The organism is Alteromonas sp. PRIM-21 (genome assembly GCF_027563165.1).
Classification (GTDB): Bacteria; Pseudomonadota; Gammaproteobacteria; order Enterobacterales; family Alteromonadaceae; genus Alteromonas; species Alteromonas macleodii_A.
Genome location: NZ_JADOEK010000008.1, coordinates 1 through 16,607 on the forward strand (window position 1 = coordinate 1; position 16,607 = coordinate 16,607).

Here is a 16,607-nt window from a genome sequence, read left to right on the forward strand (position 1 = left end):
ATGTGTTAGGCCTGCCGCCAGCGTTCAATCTGAGCCATGATCAAACTCTTCAATTAAATATATCGAAATATGAATCGTCGTTGTGACACTCTTAACGAGTGCCCACACAGATTGTCTTGTCTAAATTGTTAAAGAACGTTGCGACTTCGTCGCAATTCACCAGAAGCCGTTGCTTCTTAGTGACTCACCCTGTTCGAGTGAGGTGCGCATTATACGCTGGAAGTTTTCGTTGTCAACACTTTTTGAAAATTTATTTTCTGAAGCGTTTCTTCTAAACTCCCGTCTTTACTGGCCTATATAGGTAGTAGAGACTTACTTTAGGAGGGTTGCTGTTTTGCTTTTCCCCCGAAGCGGATGCGCATTTTAGGGAAATGAGCGCTCACGTCAACACTTATTTTAAAAAAAGTGTCATATTGGCTTTGAACGCTTAAATTACCCTCAACATGCGCTTTATTTAAACAATTTAAAGCCCTCAAACTAAACCACTTGTATCTATTAAGCTATAAGAACGTATTTATCGAACCGTTATATATGTTTGTTCGGATACTCACATTAGTTTTAAGTTAATTAAAAAGAATAACTCCATACGCATGCCACAATCCTTTTTAACCAATAATATGATTCATAGTGATTAACAGCGACAGTGTCATTACTCTCTACACTTAGATAAACTACGGGAAATAACCTGCCGATACTTGCTTTCAATTTTGTCAGTATATAAGCATCTGTTAGCGGGGAGTTGGATACGTATTATCAATATTGCTTAACTACACTATATAGAGGTCTATCACGCATTATGAAAACGAGCGTCATTTTTACAACTTATAATTCACCCGCGTGGTTAGAGAAAGTACTATGGGGTTTCTTCGAACAAACCGCAGATAACTTCGAAATTGTTATTGCGGACGACGGCTCTCGTGAAGACACTAAAGCACTTATCCAACGTCTCAAGCAAGAAACAGATATACCTATCAAACACGTCTGGCAAGAAGACGATGGTTTCCAAAAGTGCCGTATTCTTAATAAAGCTATTGTAGCCTCTGAGGGCGAATACTTAATTTTCACAGATGGCGACTGCATTCCTCGAAACGACTTTGTAGAGCAACATCTAAGACTATCAGAGAAAAATACCTATCTTTCTGGTGGGTATTTCAAATTACCCATGAGTGTAAGTAAAGCAATCACACGTGAGGATATCGTAAGTCAGCGAGCATTCAATGTGGATTGGTTAGTTAGTAAAGGTTTAAAAAAGACGCATAAAACGATGAAGCTCACTGCAAGAGGAGCCTGGGCAGAGTTTTTAAATAAGATAAGCCCGGCTCGCCCGACTTGGAATGGACATAGCGCTTCATGTTACAAAGAGCACATTCTGGCAGTAAACGGTTTTGAGGAAACTATGCAATATGGTGGTCAAGATTGCGAATTTGGCGACCGATTAGTTAACTATGGCCTAAAAGCTAAACGCATACGTTATTCAGCTGTGTGCATACACCTTGACCATAAACGCGGATATGTTACGCCTGAAATGCTACAGAGAAGCAAAGCGATACGTGAAGATACTAAAAAGAATAAAGTAATAAAGGCACGTGTAGGAATAGAAGAATCATCACAGTAAAACAGTAATAAATAAGAGTTGCGCCAATGCATAAACCAATTGATAGTTTTAAAGGTGTCTCACCTACTTTAGGAAAGAATGTCTATATTGATGACTCGGCAAGAATAGTCGGTGATGTAGTATTAAAAGATGATGCCAGTATTTGGCCATTGGTTGCTGCACGCGGTGACGTGAACAAGATTCGTATTGGCGCTCGCAGTAATATACAAGACGGCAGTGTTTTGCACGTTACCCGTAAATCAGAGAAAAACCCTGATGGGTTTCCACTTATTATTGGTGACGACGTTACCATTGGGCACAAGTGTATGCTGCATGGCTGCCAATTAGGTAATCGTATTCTGGTCGGTATGGGCGCTATTGTAATGGATGGTGTCGTTGTTGAAGACGATGTGTTCATTGGCGCAGGTACATTAGTACCGCCAAACAAAAGATTAGAGAGCGGATTTCTTTATGTAGGAAACCCCATGCAAAAGAAAAGGCCACTCAACGACGCTGAAATGGCATTTCTAAAACAGTCAGCCGTGAACTATGTAGTATTAAAAGATGAGTACCTAGAAGAAGCGAACTAGTTTCGCTTCTCACTTTGCTCAACAATATCTCTAACCTGTTTCACAATGTCCGAGGTATCAGGTCGCTTTTGTGTCCATATATAGAATGCTTCGGCAGCTTGCTCAACTAGCATCCCTAACCCATCTATTTGCGTATTAACACCTAGCTCAGCCGCATCTCTCATAAAGCGCGTAGGCGAGTTTTTATAAACCATGTCGTAAACCACTTCACAGTGTTGTAAAACACCATCGTTCAAACTACACGGCAACTCATTATTTAAACTAGCGGCTGTTGAATTGATAATAATATGAGGTGCTATCGATGCGATATCTTCAAGAGGCACCACCTGCACTTTTGCGTTAGACGCGGCGCTTGCGACTTCGTCAGCTTTTGCTTTCGTTCTGTTCGCAATAGTCAGTGAAGCAGCGCCCGCTTTTAATAACGGAGAAATAACACCACGGGCTGCACCGCCGGCACCGATAAGCAATACGCGTTTATCTTTAATTTTCACGCCACTATTTAGTAAATCATTTACTAGTCCAACACCGTCTGTGTTGAACCCTAATAGTTCACCAGTGTCACTATTCATTAACGTATTAACAGCTTGTGCATCTTTAGCTGCTTGGTCATCTACTTGTGCTAAGTTAAAGGCATCAAGCTTAAAAGGCATGGTGACATTGCAGCCTACAGCGTTTTCTTGAGCTAAAAACGCTTTGGCCGCTTCAACAAAACCATCTTCAGGCGCAAGTATCTTTTCATAAGAAATCTTTTCTCCAACTTGATCAGCAAACATTTGATGAATAGTTGGTGATAAACTCTGTGCAATAGGATTTCCGAATACAGCGAATTTTTTCATGGGAATACGAGACTTATTTAATATAAAGAAGAAAAGCGATAGTCGTGCTTCGCAGAGTACACCATATGAGCGTATAGGTGGAGAGGAGAAAGTACGAGAATTAGCAAATACGTTTTATGACATTATGGAGACCGATCCACTTGCAAATGAACTACTTGCTATTCACCCTCAGCCATTAGACAGAATTCGTCATGTATTCTTTTTATATTTGAGTTTATGGCTGGGTGGTCCTGACGATTATCAGCAGCAATTTGGCCCCCCCCGTTTGCGTGCACGCCACCTTCCCTACACAGTAACACCAGAGTTAAAGGCGCAGTGGATGTATTGTATGCGCAAAGCCATGTTTAAAACGGTAGAAGATATCGCTTTAGCTCAACAGTTACTTGATGCACTTGATCAACTTGCCAATCACATGGTGAATACAAAATAAAAAAGCGCGTTGAAAGGAATAACCTTTTAACGCGCAAGTCCCCTGTTACTGTCTACGCTCTTCGTGGCGTATAAAGTAGTGCAATTGTGAAAGCTTCAACTGTTAGGTTTAGGCCTTAGAAGGTATAGCCTACCGATATCGTGTACACCCAAGGGTCTATTTCAATATCACTAACCTTTCCAGCAGCATCGCCCACTTTGAAGGTGGCTTCTGTATCAATATCTATGTAACGAACCGATGCGTTCACATGCCACTTAGTATCTATTTGATAGTCCATACCAACCTGAGCCGATACACCAAATGAGTTATCAAGCGATAGGTCGCTTAAGCCCGCAGTTTCATTTGCGCCCGTAAACTCTTCGTCAAAGATAAAGGTATAGTTGATACCTGCACCAATGTACGGCTGAAATGCAGAGCTTGCGTCGTTGAAGTAATAGTTTGCGGTTAATGTAGGAGGAAGGTGCGTCACTTCACCAAGCTGGTTCCCTGTACCAAGAGGGTCTGCAACAGAAAAGTTCACGTCGTGCTTAAAAGGCGTTGCTGCAAGCAGCTCGATATTAATATTATCGGTAATAAAGTACGCAACGTTCAAACCTAGCTGGGTATCATTATCAATATTAAGGGCAACACCGAGGTCTGTTCCACCAGCGACAATGTTAGAAGTAGATTCGTCAGGAGCAACGGTAGTTAGACCGCCACGGACAATCCAATCGCCCTGTTGATGAGCGCTAGCTAGAGGTGAAAGTGCAGCAATTGTAAGACAAAGTGCAGATGCAGATAAAAAGTGTTTGCGCATGATGTGTCTCTTTTGTGTTTAACTAAGATGGCGCTACTTTACGCCCTTGGTTAAGAGAAACATTGATCCAGCGCAAGCTTGGTAACTCACTGAAACAAAGATGATATTCGGACTTGATGCAGATCAAAAAACGCCGTGTGTTCAACTCGCACGGCGTTTTCGTTATTAATGACGTCAGATAAATCGGTAAAAGCGACCTTACTAAATTAAATTCACCAGTCAGTAGGTTTTAACCAATCAGTTAACTTAGCTTCAGCACTACCCGGTGCGGGCGTATAGCAATATTCCCAGCGGGCTAACGGCGGCATCGACATTAAAATAGACTCTGTGCGCCCTCCGGTTTGTAATCCAAACAGGGTACCGCGGTCGAATACTAGATTGAATTCAACGTAGCGACCTCGGCGATATAGCTGGAAGTCTCGCTCTCTTTCACCAAAATCGGTTTGCTTACGGCGTTCTACAATAGGAACGTAAGCATCAATAAAGCCATTGCCTACCGCCTGCATAAACGCAAATGACTGTTCAAAGCCCAACTCATTCAGGTCATCGAAGAACAACCCTCCCACGCCGCGGGTTTCGTTGCGATGCTTTAAATAAAAGTAATCGTCACACCACTTTTTATACTTAGGGTACACATCATCGCCAAACGGCTTACATAATTTCTTTGCGGTATCATGCCAGTGCACAACGTCATCTTTGAACGGGTAAAACGGCGTTAAGTCAAAACCACCACCAAACCACCAGATAGGTGCTTCACCTTCTTTTTCCGCAATGAAAAAGCGAACATTTGCGTGTGACGTCGGGATATACGGGTTATGTGGGTGGATAACAAGTGATACGCCCATTGCTTGAAAGTTTCTGCCCGCAAGCTCAGGACGATTTGCCGTTGCTGATGCTGGCATTTGGCTGCCAAACACGTGTGAAAAGTTAACGCCGCCTTGCTCAATCACCGCACCGTTTTTTAAGACTCGAGAGCGACCACCGCCGCCTTCTTCACGCTGCCAACTGTCTTCGACAAACTGACCTTTTCCGTCGGCGAGCTCGAGGGTTTGGCAGATTGTGTCCTGCAGCCCTAGTAGATAGCTTTTTACTTGTTCTATTACTTCAGCGGCATTTTTACCGTCCAGTAATTCTGCTGATGTCATGCTCTTATTACCTCTGCTGTGTCACCATCGCGAATGGTACTGGGTTTAGTTGCACCACCTACTGCACCGTCAACGTAGAAAACGGAATCAGCGAATACGGCTTTTGCCTCTTCAGTAGTGGTGGCTGGCGGTTGACCGGTTAGGTTAGCACTTGTAGAAACAAGTGGCTTCCCTAACTTATTGCACAGCTCTACTACTACTGGATGATTAGTTACGCGCACTGCTATTTTACTATGCTTACCGGTTAACCAAACAGGCGCCGATGACGACTTAGGTAATAGCCAAGTGTTCGGGCCAGGCCAGCTTGAGAAAATATCGGTGCGACGATGTGGTTGTATGGCATTGTCGTTAACATAGGGCAATAGCTGACTGTAATTAGCAGCTATTAAAATAACGCCCTTTTCTACTGGTCGCTGTTTTATCTCTAACAGCGCATTTACCGCTGCTTCATTGTCTGGGTCACATCCGATGCCCATCACCGCTTCGGTTGGATAAACGATTAAACTTCCCGCTTCAAAAGCGGCAACAACAGGGTCTACTTCAGATGTATTAGCCTCAACGGGTGTAAACGTATTCACGTTCCCATTTTGGGTATCAGACATGGTTTTGATCTCTTTGTATAGTTCTTGGTTTAGTTGTTCGTTTAGTTAATCATATAACTACTTTTTAAAGCCACAACTAGGCTGAGGGCACTGTAGCTGCCCCTTTTTATCTATCAATACTCCCCAACCGCAGTCTGGGCAGCTTTCACTTATCGGCGTGAAATTTAGCACATATCGACATTGTGGATAATGATTACACGCAAAAAACTGTTTACCGTATTTATTAGTACGCGAGATCAAATGCCCTTTCTTACATTTTGGGCAATCTACCAAGGTGTCTTCTTTTTCTTTAATGGGCTCTATGTGATGGCACGTAGGGAAATTTGTACAGCCAATAAACATACCAAACCGCCCCTTTTTTATAGCAAGGTCAGAAGAACATTCGGGGCAAGCTATACCATCTAAGGTTTTAAGAATAGTGGTTTGTTTATCGTGAAGCGGCTTACTGAAGTTGCATTCAGGGTAGCCCGTACACCCAAGGAACGGGCCTGATTTACTGTTCTTTATATGAAGGGGCTTGCCGCACTCGGGGCAGTCTCCGAAATTATCATCTAGAGCATGCTCGTGCGCTGAAAAAAGTGAGTGGTCTATTTTAGACATGTATTAGACGTTAAGGCCTTAACGCGCTGTAATTTCACAGCGCATTTTGTAAGTAAAGATTTAAGTACCAGTGACTACGACTGCATTAATGCAGCACGCCATCTGGTTCTTCGAACAAAAGATCTTCCATTTGCGCGTAGGCTTTCTCTTTGCCAGGTACGTTGAATAGTACCATTAGCACAACCCACTTGAGGTCTTCTAAACAGAACTCATTGGAATCGATTTCCATAACGCGGTCTATCACCATTTCACGCGTAGACGCGTCTAGTACATTAACCTGTTCTAAGAACATAAGAAAACCACGACATTCTACATCTAAACGCATCTGTTCTTCGTGGGTGTAAATACGACTTAGGCTGGTGCTAATCCCTTTACAAAAATACGGTTTTATATCCGTTTCTTGCAGAGCCGCTAGCTTTTCTAACCATGCGAGGGCTTTATAAATCTCATCGTGATGGAAACCTGCGCGCACAAGTTCTTCCGTCAACTCGTCTTGATCAACACGAATTTCCGTTTCACTGTGTATGAAGTTTTCAAACAGATACATGAGGATATCGAACATATTATTTTCCCCTCAATTTAACGTAACCACCAGGGACAGCGGCTACTAAACCACGCAACTCATATTCTAATAATGATGCCATTGCTTGCGATACTGATAAGGCATTGCGCTGGGCTATAACATCAATAGCGGTGATGTCATAATCCACACTAGCTAATAATTTATCGGTTGCCAAGTTATTCGCTGCACTTTTTTCGTTTTGCTCGTTAACATCCAAGCCCAGTTGTTTAGGCTGAAGACCAATTTCATCAAGAATATCGTTAATATTAGTTACTAATTTGGCGCCCTGTTGGATTAACAAATGGCAGCCTTCAGAGTACGCGTGAAAGATACTACCAGGCACAGCGAATACTTCTCGCCCCATATCTGCGGCCAAATTCGCAGTTATCAAGGTGCCACTCTTAATTTTTGCCTCTACCACCAAGGTTCCAAGTGATAACGCAGCGATAATTCGGTTTCTGCGGGGAAAGTGCCAGGGTTTAGGCCCCTGCCCTGGAAAAAACTCTGTGACGGTAACGCCCTTGTCATTATTTATTGCCTCGTAAAGCTTGCGATTTTTAGCGGGGTAGACCTTTTCAGGCCCCGTGCCCATCACTGCGACTGTTCCTGTACTTCCCGACAAAGCGCCTTGATGCGCGGCACTATCAATGCCCATAGCAAGGCCACTTGTTACGGCAACCCCGTTATTAGACAACCCTAATGCAAATTCACTGGCGATACGCTTACCCTGTATGCTAGCCCTTCTGCTGCCCACAATGGCAATTTGCGGGCTTCGCAGCAAACTACTATCACCCGTTGCAAATAGTACTAGAGGTGGACTGTCCAATTGCTTTAACAATTGAGGGTAGTATGAAGACGAATAGGAAATAATGTGTCTATCATCAGCCGCTTGTTGCCATAAGAAAGCAGCATCAATAAGGGGCTTTGATATTTGATCTGCCAGCTGTTTCACAGCGTCGGGAAGCGATGATGCATTACCGGCTAAATCAGCAGGAGATAGTTGATAATGTTCAAGAGTCTGTAGCCAGGTCTTAGGGGAGATGCGCTGAGCCGATGCCAGTGCCACCCATGCGAATAGCTCGCTGTTTGATTGAGAAGTGTACTGTTTCATTGTCGCTCCTTTGTGAGCGACAATGAAACCTACAGCGTCTAAGGCTTAGCGACAATAAAGCCGCGCTTAATTCCTTTATTCGCTCTTGTTATTAATCCATAGCTTGCCGCATCGAATGTTTTAAAAACAATCACCTCACCTACTTTGAGTGCGGGCTGTGCTACCGTATCAATAAACCACTCACCACCGTTTTTAGCACCGGGTTCATCAACATAACGCGGGCTATCTTCATCGATAATGGCTGGGCCTTGAGCATACACCCCCAGTACTGTGCCTGGCGCTACATCCATTGCGCCAAGGTCAACAATAACAACATCATATTTGCCAAGTAAGTCGTGATCATGCAAGTCGCCTACTACTACTCCTCGTTGTGAGGTAGCCGGCGTAAGCTCGAAACCTTCTGGATGAGTAAAGCCCCCGGCCATCAATTTGTCACCACGTTTTGCTTCTTGATTGGCGTCATCAATAAACAGCAGCATGGTATCGTCTGCTTGGTCTTTCTCTACCAACGAAGCATTGGATATATGGGTGACCTGAATGCCTAGCGTTTCTCCATCTAGGTTTTTGATAGTAGCGTGTTTTCTAATTACTCTGTACTGGTCGTCAGTACTGAATTGTTGCTGACTAAGCACAAAGTCATCTGAAGCAAACCTTACATTTCCGTCTTGATTACCTAGGAGTCTAGGTAAGGCTGAATAGTCGTCTTCGTCTAGCAACATATGTTGTCTTACAAAAGGAGAGATAGTTGTCCAAGACAGGACGTCGACAGGTTTTGGCTTTATTCGCTTATCGGTAGACGGAGACAGATTGTAGGCGAGCTTGTCGCGCTTCACGCTTAAAACAGGCTGACCATCAATGAAACCTACAACGATGACATCACCGGGATAGATAAGATGAGGGTTATCTATTTGCGTATTCGTTCGCCATAGCTCTGGCCATAGCCAAGGCTCGTTAAGAAAAATATTCGCAATTTCCCATAGGGTGTCGCCACGCTTCACCGTATAGGTTTCTGGCGCAGTGTCTTTTAATTGAAGCGCGAATGCAGGCAAAGACAAAAGCACTCCAAGAATAAATATTGCTGCACGACGCGCGTATGTTAATCGCTTTTTCAAATTGACCACCTGCAAATTATTCACTGTCATTTATTGTTGATTTTTCAGACAATAGCACTATATCGGCAGAAGTATGTATTCTTGTAGGGTTTAGGCAAAAAACTGCACGAAACCACCCGATATACGTTAGAATAGTAACTTAATAAGCACTGTAAAGCGTGCTGGCAATTAGATCGTATATGAATTTATACAGCGAAAAGGTGAAGTAAGCGAGAAATGGCAATTTTAGACGTATTAAGTTTTCCTGATGAACGTCTTCGCACGGTAGCTAAACCCGTAGAAGAAGTTAACGACGAAATTAAACAATTGGTATCGGACATGTTCGAAACCATGAAAGACGAGAACGGTATTGGCCTTGCAGCGACGCAAGTTAACCGCCACGTTCAAGTTGTTGTAATGGACGTATCGGAAGATCAAAACGAGCCTCGCGTATTTATTAACCCTGAAATTATTCGTAAAGATGGTTCCACAATTAGCGAAGAAGGCTGCTTGTCTGTACCGGGTAACTACGCCAAGGTTGAGCGCGCTGAAGCAATAACGGTTAAAGCGTTAGATGAGAATGGCGAGACCTTTGAGTTAGATGCCGAAGGCCTGCTGGCTATTTGTATTCAACACGAACTCGATCATTTAAAAGGTAAGCTTTTTATCGATTATTTATCGCCACTTAAGCGCCAACGTATTCGTAAAAAGCTTGAGAAAGAAGCGCGTCTTGCCGCAAAAGCCTAGGGAATAACGTGACAACTCCATTAAAAGTAATTTTTGCCGGTACTCCGGATTTTGCAGCTAAACATCTATCGGCGTTGTTAGAGAGTGAGCACGAGGTTATTGCTGTCTACACTCAGCCTGATAGGCCCGCTGGCCGTGGTAAGAAACTCACAGCCAGTCCAGTTAAGGTGCTAGCTGAAGAAAATGCCATTCCTGTGTATCAGCCTCAGTCGTTAAAAGCGCCAGAAGCACAAGAAGAGTTAGCCTTGCTAAATGCCGATTTAATGGTGGTGGTTGCTTATGGCCTAATATTACCTACTGCTGTGCTTAACGCTCCTAAGCTAGGTTGTATTAATGTCCACGGTTCTATTTTGCCAAAGTGGCGCGGCGCAGCTCCAATACAGCGCGCTATATGGGCGGGTGACGCTGAAACAGGTGTAACCATAATGCAAATGGATGAAGGTTTAGATACTGGTGATATGCTGCACATCGCCACATTACCTATTACACCTGAAGACACTAGCGCCACTTTGTATGACAAGCTTGCAGAACTAGGACCAAAAGCATTAGTTGAAGTTGTCGACAACTTTGAAAGCTATAGGCCTACGAAACAAGATGACGCTATGGCCACCTATGCGAAAAAGCTTTCTAAAGAAGAAGCGCTTATCAATTGGGCAGACGATGCCAAGCAAATAGAACGAAACATTCGTGCCTTCAACCCTTGGCCAGTAGCGTGGATGAAGGTAGAAGATCAAAATGTGAAGGTGTGGTCAGCTACCGTTGTTACACTAGATAAAGAGGTTAAGCCAGGTACGATCGTTAGTGCTAATAAAGAAGGCATAACCATAGCAACAGGGCGCGACGCACTTTGCATCACAACACTTCAAATTCCAGGTAAAAAGGCGCTACCAGCGTCAGACGTTATCAACGCTCGCCAAACGTGGTTTGAAGTGGGCCGTTGTCTGACACAAGCGGACTAAACGTGAAACCATTACCCCTTCCCAAACAAAAAAACCTGCGCGCAGATTGTGCGTGGGTCATTTATCAAATTTTAGAACAAGGCAAGTCATCGCGTGAATGCCTAGAACGCGTTCAACGCAGACACAACGCCAAAGATAACGCATGGATTCAAGAGATGTCGTTAGGGGTAATGCGTCGCCTTCCTCTTTTACAGCACTGGCTGCGTTCTTTGTTAGATAGACCCTTAAAAGGAAATAAAAAGGTTATTGAACACCTTATACTTCTTGGCTTGTACCAACTTAACTTTTCACGGGTTAGCAATCACGCTGCAGTAGGTGAAACAGTTGCTGCAGCGTCTTATTTAAACGCAGCAGCGCTTAAAGGTTTGGTGAATGCGGTATTACGCAATTTTCAGCGAGAGAACCTTGCCGACAAAAATGTAGACGATGCCATTATAAACAGCGGTTTACCTAAGTGGCTGTTTAAGGCAATAGAAAACGCCTATGGCGCCGATGCAGACCAAGTGCGTAGCGAAACTAACACTATGGCTCCTATCTGGCTTCGTGTGAACAAACTGCAAACAACATTGGCAGCATTTACCGAGGCGCTAGATAGTGTTGGCGTAGAATATACCCTTAGCGACAATCACGCAGATGCAGTAATTCTGACTAAACGTGAAGACATTACAGCTCTGCCTGGCTTTGATAAAGGGCACTTTGCGGTGCAAGATGGCGCAGCGCAATTAGCCGCACACTACTTACAGCCGCAAGCAAATGAGCGTATTTTAGATTGTTGCGCCGCACCAGGCGGAAAAACAGGGCACATTGTTGAATGCGCCCCGGATACTGAATACGTGTTGGCACTTGATGCCGATGCTACACGCCTAAAACGCGTAGAAGAAAACATGACGCGTCTTAAACACGTCGTGGATATTAAGCAGGGTGATGCCGCTAACCCAGAAACTTGGTGGGATGGAAAGCCATTCGATAGAATATTACTGGATGCACCCTGCTCTGCTACTGGCGTCATACGTCGTCACCCAGATATTCGCTGGCTTCGAAAATCCAATGACATCGACAATTTAGCGCAGCTACAACGCCGTATATTAGATACGCTGTGGGGCCTATTAAAACCAGGCGGTACCTTGCTTTATGCAACCTGTTCAATTTTACCAAAAGAGAACATGGCACAAATACAGCAGTTTCTAGCCGACACGCCAAATGCCAAGTTATCGCCTGTAGTGAAAACAGAAACCATAGATAAACCTGGACGTCAGATAACGCCAGGGGAACAACAAATGGATGGTTTCTATTATGCGAGGCTGGTAAAGTCGGTAGACTGAGTTTAATAGTTGTGCAGGTTACATAGTTATGGCCTGCACAGATATGAAGGCAAAATAATAACGATGAAGATCATCATTTTAGGGGCCGGACAAGTAGGCGGAACTCTTGCTGAAAACCTAGTAGGTGAAAATAACGAAATTACCGTTATTGACTCTGACCCCACTATTCTGCGCGCGCTGCAAGACCGCCTTGATTTGCAGGTTGTTACAGGTGTGGGTTCACACCCAGATGTATTGCGCAAAGCCGGTGCGGAAGATGCTGATATGCTGATAGCCGTAACCAATAGTGATGAAAGCAACATGCTTGCCTGTCAGGTTGCCTATAGCCTTTTCAAAACGCCCACAAAAATTGCCCGTGTACGCTCAGAACAATACATTATTTATCAAGAGCAGCTATATAAGCAGCAAGACATTCCGGTAGACCACATTATTGCCCCAGAGCAACTGGTAACCAAAGCAATTAAACGCCTTATCGATTATCCCGGTGCCCTTCAGGTTGTTGAGTTCGCAGAAGGCAAGGCAAGCTTGGTAGCCGTTAAAGCCTATTACGGCGGCTTATTGGTAGGCCACGCGTTATCTGCGCTTAAAGATCACATGCCTAATGTGGAAACCCGGGTTGCAGCAATTTACCGTCGCGGCCGCCCTATTCGTCCACTGGGAACAACGGTTATAGAAGCAGATGACGAAGTGTTCTTTATTGCCGCCACCAAGCATATTCGTGCAGTAATGAGTGAGCTTCAAAAGCTCGAGTCTAGCTACAAACGCATTATGATAGCCGGCGGTGGTTTAATTGGCGCAGGGTTAGCGAAGAAGCTTGAACACAATCATAACGTTAAGCTTATTGAGTACAGCCCAGAGCGTGCAAAATATCTATCTGCCAACTTAGATAAAACCATTGTCTTCAGTGGTGACGCGTCTGATCCTGAATTGCTTAGCGAAGAAAATATCGAACAGGTCGATGCATTCATTGCAGTTACCAATGACGATGAAGCGAATATTATGTCGGCCATGCTGGCAAAGCGTATGGGCGCGCAAAAAGCCATGGTGCTTATTCAGCGAAGTGCTTACGTAGATCTCGTTCAGGGAGGCGAGATAGACATTGCGTTTTCACCACAACAAGCCACGATTTCGGCACTACTTACGCACGTACGCCGTGGTGACATTGTTAACGTTTACTCATTACGTCGTGGCGCCGCAGAGGCTATCGAAGCTATTGCCCATGGCGATGAAAACACATCTAAAGTGGTTGGCAGGCAAATTGGCGACATCAAGCTACCCCCTGGTACGACTATAGGTGCTATTGTTCGCGACGAACAGGTAATTATCGCCCATAGTGATACTAAGATAGAAGCGAACGATCACGTCATTTTGTTCTTGGTAGATAAGAAGTACATCAATGATGTAGAAAAGCTGTTCCAGCCCAGTGCATTTTTCTTTGGCTAGCGCTATACCCCGCTCTTTTAAAGCTTCGCAAAGGTATTCGGGTACAGCGATTCGAATATAGACTTATAAGGCAAAGGGCGATGAATATCGCCCTTTTTTTAGCTGGTTTTAAACCGTAAGATTTAGCAAAGCCTTCAATTCTAGATATTAGCTTCGCCAGAACGTAGGCGAGAATAGTACCAGTAATGAGAAGACTTCTAGTCGACCAAACACCATACCCGTTATTAGGATCCATTTACCGGCATCAGTTACATCGGCATAATTTGCTGCCACACTGCCTAGGCCTGGGCCTAAGTTATTTAGCATGGCCGCCGTTGCAGTAAAAGCACTGAGGTTATCTAAACCTGTAGCAATTAGACCTATCATTATTACCACAAATACTACCGCATAAGCCGAGAAAAACCCCCATACAGCTTCTACCACTCTGTCCGGCATGGCGCGGTCGCCAAACTTTACACTGTACACGGCTTTAGGGTGGATAAGTCTATCTACTTCACGCTTACCTTGTAAAAACAATAAGCACACTCGTACAACCTTTAAGCCACCACCTGTGGAGCTGGCGCAACCGCCTATGAAGCTAGAAAAAATAAGCATTATGGGTAAAAAGGTAGGCCATACAGAAAAGTCAGTAGTGGCGAATCCGGCCGTCGTGCTAATGGACACGGCCTGAATCATAGCCTGATCTAAGGCTTGCTCAGCGGAACTATAGTAGCCTGATAGAGTTAGTACTAGAAAACAAATACTAATTAGCGACGCTTGAATAATAAAGAACGCTTTGAATTCTGGATCTTTAAAGTAGCCTTTCACTGAGCGTGAACTTACCGCGGCGTAGTGCAGCGAGAAATTCAGCGCAGCAATAAGTAAAAAGACTGTACAAACCACGTTTACCATGGGGCTGTTGAAGTACCCTAAGCTCGCATCATGGTTAGAAAACCCACCAATGGCTACGGTTGAGAATGCATGGCAAATAGCATCAAATACATTCATACCTGAAAGCCAATATGCCCCCGCGCACGCAATGGTGATAGTTAGGTAGATATACCATAGGTGCTTTGCCGTATCGGCAATACGCGGCGTCATCTTATTATCTTTAACCGGGCCCGGCGTCTCAGCTCGATACAGCTGCATGCCCCCAACACCAAGAATAGGTAATATGGCAACGGCTAGTACAATGATACCCATACCGCCTAGCCACTGAAGCTGTTGACGGTAAAATTGCACTGAATGAGGAAGAAAATCTATCCCTTCGATAACCGTAGCACCTGTGGTCGTCAGGCCAGAAAACGATTCAAAAAAAGCATCGGTTACTGTCATGCTAGGTTGCTCAAGCAAGATAAGTGGAATTGCACCCACGCTTGCCAGTACTGACCAAAATAGCGCGACTATTAAAAAACCTTCTCGCGCTCTTAAGTCATTTTTTTGCTGACGATTGGGATACCACAAGGCCATGCCGCCAATGACACAGAATATAAAAGCGAGAGTGAAAGGAAGACCGCTACCATCTTGATATATCAACGACACAATAGCTGGTGGGATCATGGTTACGCTAAAAAGCGCTATTAGTAACCCGAGTATTCGTATGATGGCACGGTAGTGCATTGTTTATTATGCCTTTATTTTTATAGCGCGCATAAGGGCTTAAGTGCCCTAGTTTTAATGTTTTTTAAACTGACTTCAAAAAACAAACGTCGTTACCTAAAACAGAAAAGGTAATCTCAATGTGTTTCGTATAGGGTTTTGATTATAGGACTATAATCACTAAGGGGAAACCTTTGTCTCCCCACAACATCAAGCTAATTATATAGAATGAAGCTTAACTTTTCGGTTCAAAAAAGCCAGCCCCAAGCTTTCTATTTCATGGCAAGTACAGTCTTAACCATTTTGCTAATACTCGCATTCGCTTCACTAACACTTTGGGCCAACATATAGGCAGGTGTGGTTACCAGCTTTGCATCATTATCCACCACAACCTCATCTACCGGACACTCCACATGGGTGGCACCTAAGGCATTCAAGCCGCAAGCCGTGGCTTCATCGTCGCCAATAGTTAGCTTAGTCTTGTTGCTATACACTTTAGCGGCTAATGCGGGTGCAATACACGCATAAGCTGCAGGTTTTTTAGCTTGTGCAAATGCCTTACAGACCTCAAGAACCTCTTCATTAAAGGTACATTTATCACCGTCTACAGCAAAGGTGCATAGGTTTTTCGCCGCACCAAAGCCGCCGGGCAATATAAGTGTATCAAATGCATTAACGTCACAATCAGTGACAGGCTTTATATTGCCTCTGGCTATCCGGGCTGACTCTACCAATACGTTTCTGGTTTCACCTTCCGCCACTTCACCAGTTAAGTGATTGACCACGTGAAGTTGCTCTACATCAGGCGCGAAACATTGATAAGACGCCCCTTCTTGCTCAATGGCTAAAAGCGTTAATACCGCCTCATGTAATTCTGCCCCGTCGAACACACCACTACCACTTAAAATAACGGCTACTTGTTTCATATTGTCCTCCTAGACGTTATGCCATCTACTTATTCAAAATTTGGCTATTAAACACACAAGTGTACAAAAAAAGTTCTTATAAATACGTGTATACAATGTTAACGGTTATGCTACATTACTTGACCAACTTGGTTAAACCAAAAATAAACGTACACCAAGTTATCCACACAAAATGGAATGATTAGTAGCAGGTACGCTGTTTTCACACCTTAGTCTCATTCCCTTATTTTTCTTGATTTAGAAGGTGATCTTTAACTTGACAAAGATCATCCGGA

17 protein-coding genes are annotated in these 16,607 nt (G+C 44.0%); 7 read left to right on the top strand and 10 right to left on the bottom strand.

The annotated features are described in order from the left end of the window. The first annotated feature begins 796 nt into the window (after positions 1 to 796). The gene (locus IW644_RS12050; RefSeq protein WP_179981888.1) at positions 797 to 1,615 is read left to right on the top strand and encodes a glycosyltransferase family 2 protein; all 819 of its coding nucleotides are present in this window, start codon (positions 797 to 799) and stop codon (positions 1,613 to 1,615) included. A 26-nt stretch (positions 1,616 to 1,641) separates the two neighbouring features. Next, positions 1,642 to 2,184, top strand: a complete 543-nt coding sequence (locus tag IW644_RS12055; protein WP_269917818.1) for a gamma carbonic anhydrase family protein — start codon at positions 1,642 to 1,644, stop codon at positions 2,182 to 2,184. Here the strand turns inward: IW644_RS12055 and aroE are convergent. Next, positions 2,181 to 3,020 carry a shikimate dehydrogenase gene (gene aroE / locus IW644_RS12060; RefSeq protein WP_269917819.1) on the bottom strand — a complete coding sequence of 280 codons (840 nt, stop codon included), beginning with the start codon at positions 3,018 to 3,020 and terminating at the stop codon, positions 2,181 to 2,183. The two genes, IW644_RS12055 and aroE, sit on opposite strands and share 4 nt — an antisense overlap. On the opposite strand from aroE, the gene IW644_RS12065 reads away from it, so the two are divergent. Beyond that, positions 3,019 to 3,450 (top strand): group II truncated hemoglobin, encoded by a 432-nt coding sequence (locus IW644_RS12065; protein ID WP_269917820.1) that lies wholly within the window; start codon positions 3,019 to 3,021, stop codon positions 3,448 to 3,450. The two genes, aroE and IW644_RS12065, sit on opposite strands and share 2 nt — an antisense overlap. Before the next feature lie 115 nt (positions 3,451 to 3,565). Here the strand turns inward: IW644_RS12065 and IW644_RS12070 are convergent, their stop codons facing one another. The 7 genes from IW644_RS12070 to IW644_RS12100 all read right to left on the bottom strand — a co-directional run bounded on the left by IW644_RS12070 (position 3,566) and on the right by IW644_RS12100 (position 9,378). After that, the gene (locus IW644_RS12070) at positions 3,566 to 4,246 is read right to left on the bottom strand and encodes an OmpW family outer membrane protein (protein WP_269917821.1); all 681 of its coding nucleotides are present in this window, start codon (positions 4,244 to 4,246) and stop codon (positions 3,566 to 3,568) included. A 212-nt stretch (positions 4,247 to 4,458) separates the two neighbouring features. Beyond that, a complete protein-coding gene (gene hemF, locus IW644_RS12075; RefSeq protein ID WP_179981883.1) occupies positions 4,459 to 5,391 on the bottom strand; it encodes an oxygen-dependent coproporphyrinogen oxidase in 933 nt (310 codons plus the stop codon). Continuing rightward, positions 5,388 to 5,993 carry a Sua5/YciO/YrdC/YwlC family protein gene (locus IW644_RS12080; protein ID WP_269917822.1) on the bottom strand — a complete coding sequence of 202 codons (606 nt, stop codon included), beginning with the start codon at positions 5,991 to 5,993 and terminating at the stop codon, positions 5,388 to 5,390. The genes hemF and IW644_RS12080 overlap by 4 nt, the downstream gene beginning before the upstream one ends. Positions 5,994 to 6,050: 57 nt before the next feature. Then, positions 6,051 to 6,593 carry a DNA topoisomerase family protein gene (locus IW644_RS12085; protein ID WP_269917823.1) on the bottom strand — a complete coding sequence of 181 codons (543 nt, stop codon included), beginning with the start codon at positions 6,591 to 6,593 and terminating at the stop codon, positions 6,051 to 6,053. A gap of 85 nt (positions 6,594 to 6,678) precedes the next feature. After that, a complete protein-coding gene (locus IW644_RS12090) occupies positions 6,679 to 7,155 on the bottom strand; it encodes a DUF494 family protein (protein WP_014947732.1) in 477 nt (158 codons plus the stop codon). A 1-nt stretch (position 7,156) separates the two neighbouring features. After that, positions 7,157 to 8,266 (bottom strand): DNA-processing protein DprA, encoded by a 1,110-nt coding sequence (gene dprA / locus IW644_RS12095; RefSeq protein WP_269917824.1) that lies wholly within the window; start codon positions 8,264 to 8,266, stop codon positions 7,157 to 7,159. Positions 8,267 to 8,304: 38 nt separating this feature from the next. Beyond that, positions 8,305 to 9,378, bottom strand: coding sequence for a LysM peptidoglycan-binding domain-containing protein (locus IW644_RS12100; protein ID WP_442864436.1), 1,074 nt, complete (start codon positions 9,376 to 9,378; stop codon positions 8,305 to 8,307). 216 nt (positions 9,379 to 9,594) lie between these two features. Here IW644_RS12100 and def point away from each other — a divergent pair, with 216 nt between their 5' ends. The 4 genes from def to trkA all read left to right on the top strand — a co-directional run bounded on the left by def (position 9,595) and on the right by trkA (position 13,828). After that, entirely contained in the window at positions 9,595 to 10,104 is a 510-nt protein-coding gene (gene def / locus IW644_RS12105) for a peptide deformylase (protein ID WP_179981878.1), read from the top strand. Positions 10,105 to 10,112: 8 nt separating this feature from the next. Next, complete coding sequence (gene fmt / locus IW644_RS12110; protein WP_269917825.1) at positions 10,113 to 11,063, top strand: methionyl-tRNA formyltransferase; 951 nt, start codon at positions 10,113 to 10,115, stop codon at positions 11,061 to 11,063. A gap of 2 nt (positions 11,064 to 11,065) precedes the next feature. Next, the gene (gene rsmB, locus IW644_RS12115; protein WP_269917826.1) at positions 11,066 to 12,385 is read left to right on the top strand and encodes a 16S rRNA (cytosine(967)-C(5))-methyltransferase RsmB; all 1,320 of its coding nucleotides are present in this window, start codon (positions 11,066 to 11,068) and stop codon (positions 12,383 to 12,385) included. 63 nt (positions 12,386 to 12,448) lie between these two features. After that, a complete protein-coding gene (gene trkA, locus IW644_RS12120; protein ID WP_136782368.1) occupies positions 12,449 to 13,828 on the top strand; it encodes a Trk system potassium transporter TrkA in 1,380 nt (459 codons plus the stop codon). Positions 13,829 to 13,975: 147 nt separating this feature from the next. Here the strand turns inward: trkA and IW644_RS12125 are convergent, their stop codons facing one another. Both IW644_RS12125 and elbB read right to left on the bottom strand, forming a co-directional pair. Next, positions 13,976 to 15,427 carry a TrkH family potassium uptake protein gene (locus IW644_RS12125; RefSeq protein WP_179981875.1) on the bottom strand — a complete coding sequence of 484 codons (1,452 nt, stop codon included), beginning with the start codon at positions 15,425 to 15,427 and terminating at the stop codon, positions 13,976 to 13,978. 251 nt (positions 15,428 to 15,678) lie between these two features. Then, complete coding sequence (gene elbB / locus IW644_RS12130) at positions 15,679 to 16,332, bottom strand: isoprenoid biosynthesis glyoxalase ElbB (protein ID WP_179981874.1); 654 nt, start codon at positions 16,330 to 16,332, stop codon at positions 15,679 to 15,681. Positions 16,333 to 16,607 lie beyond the last annotated feature (275 nt).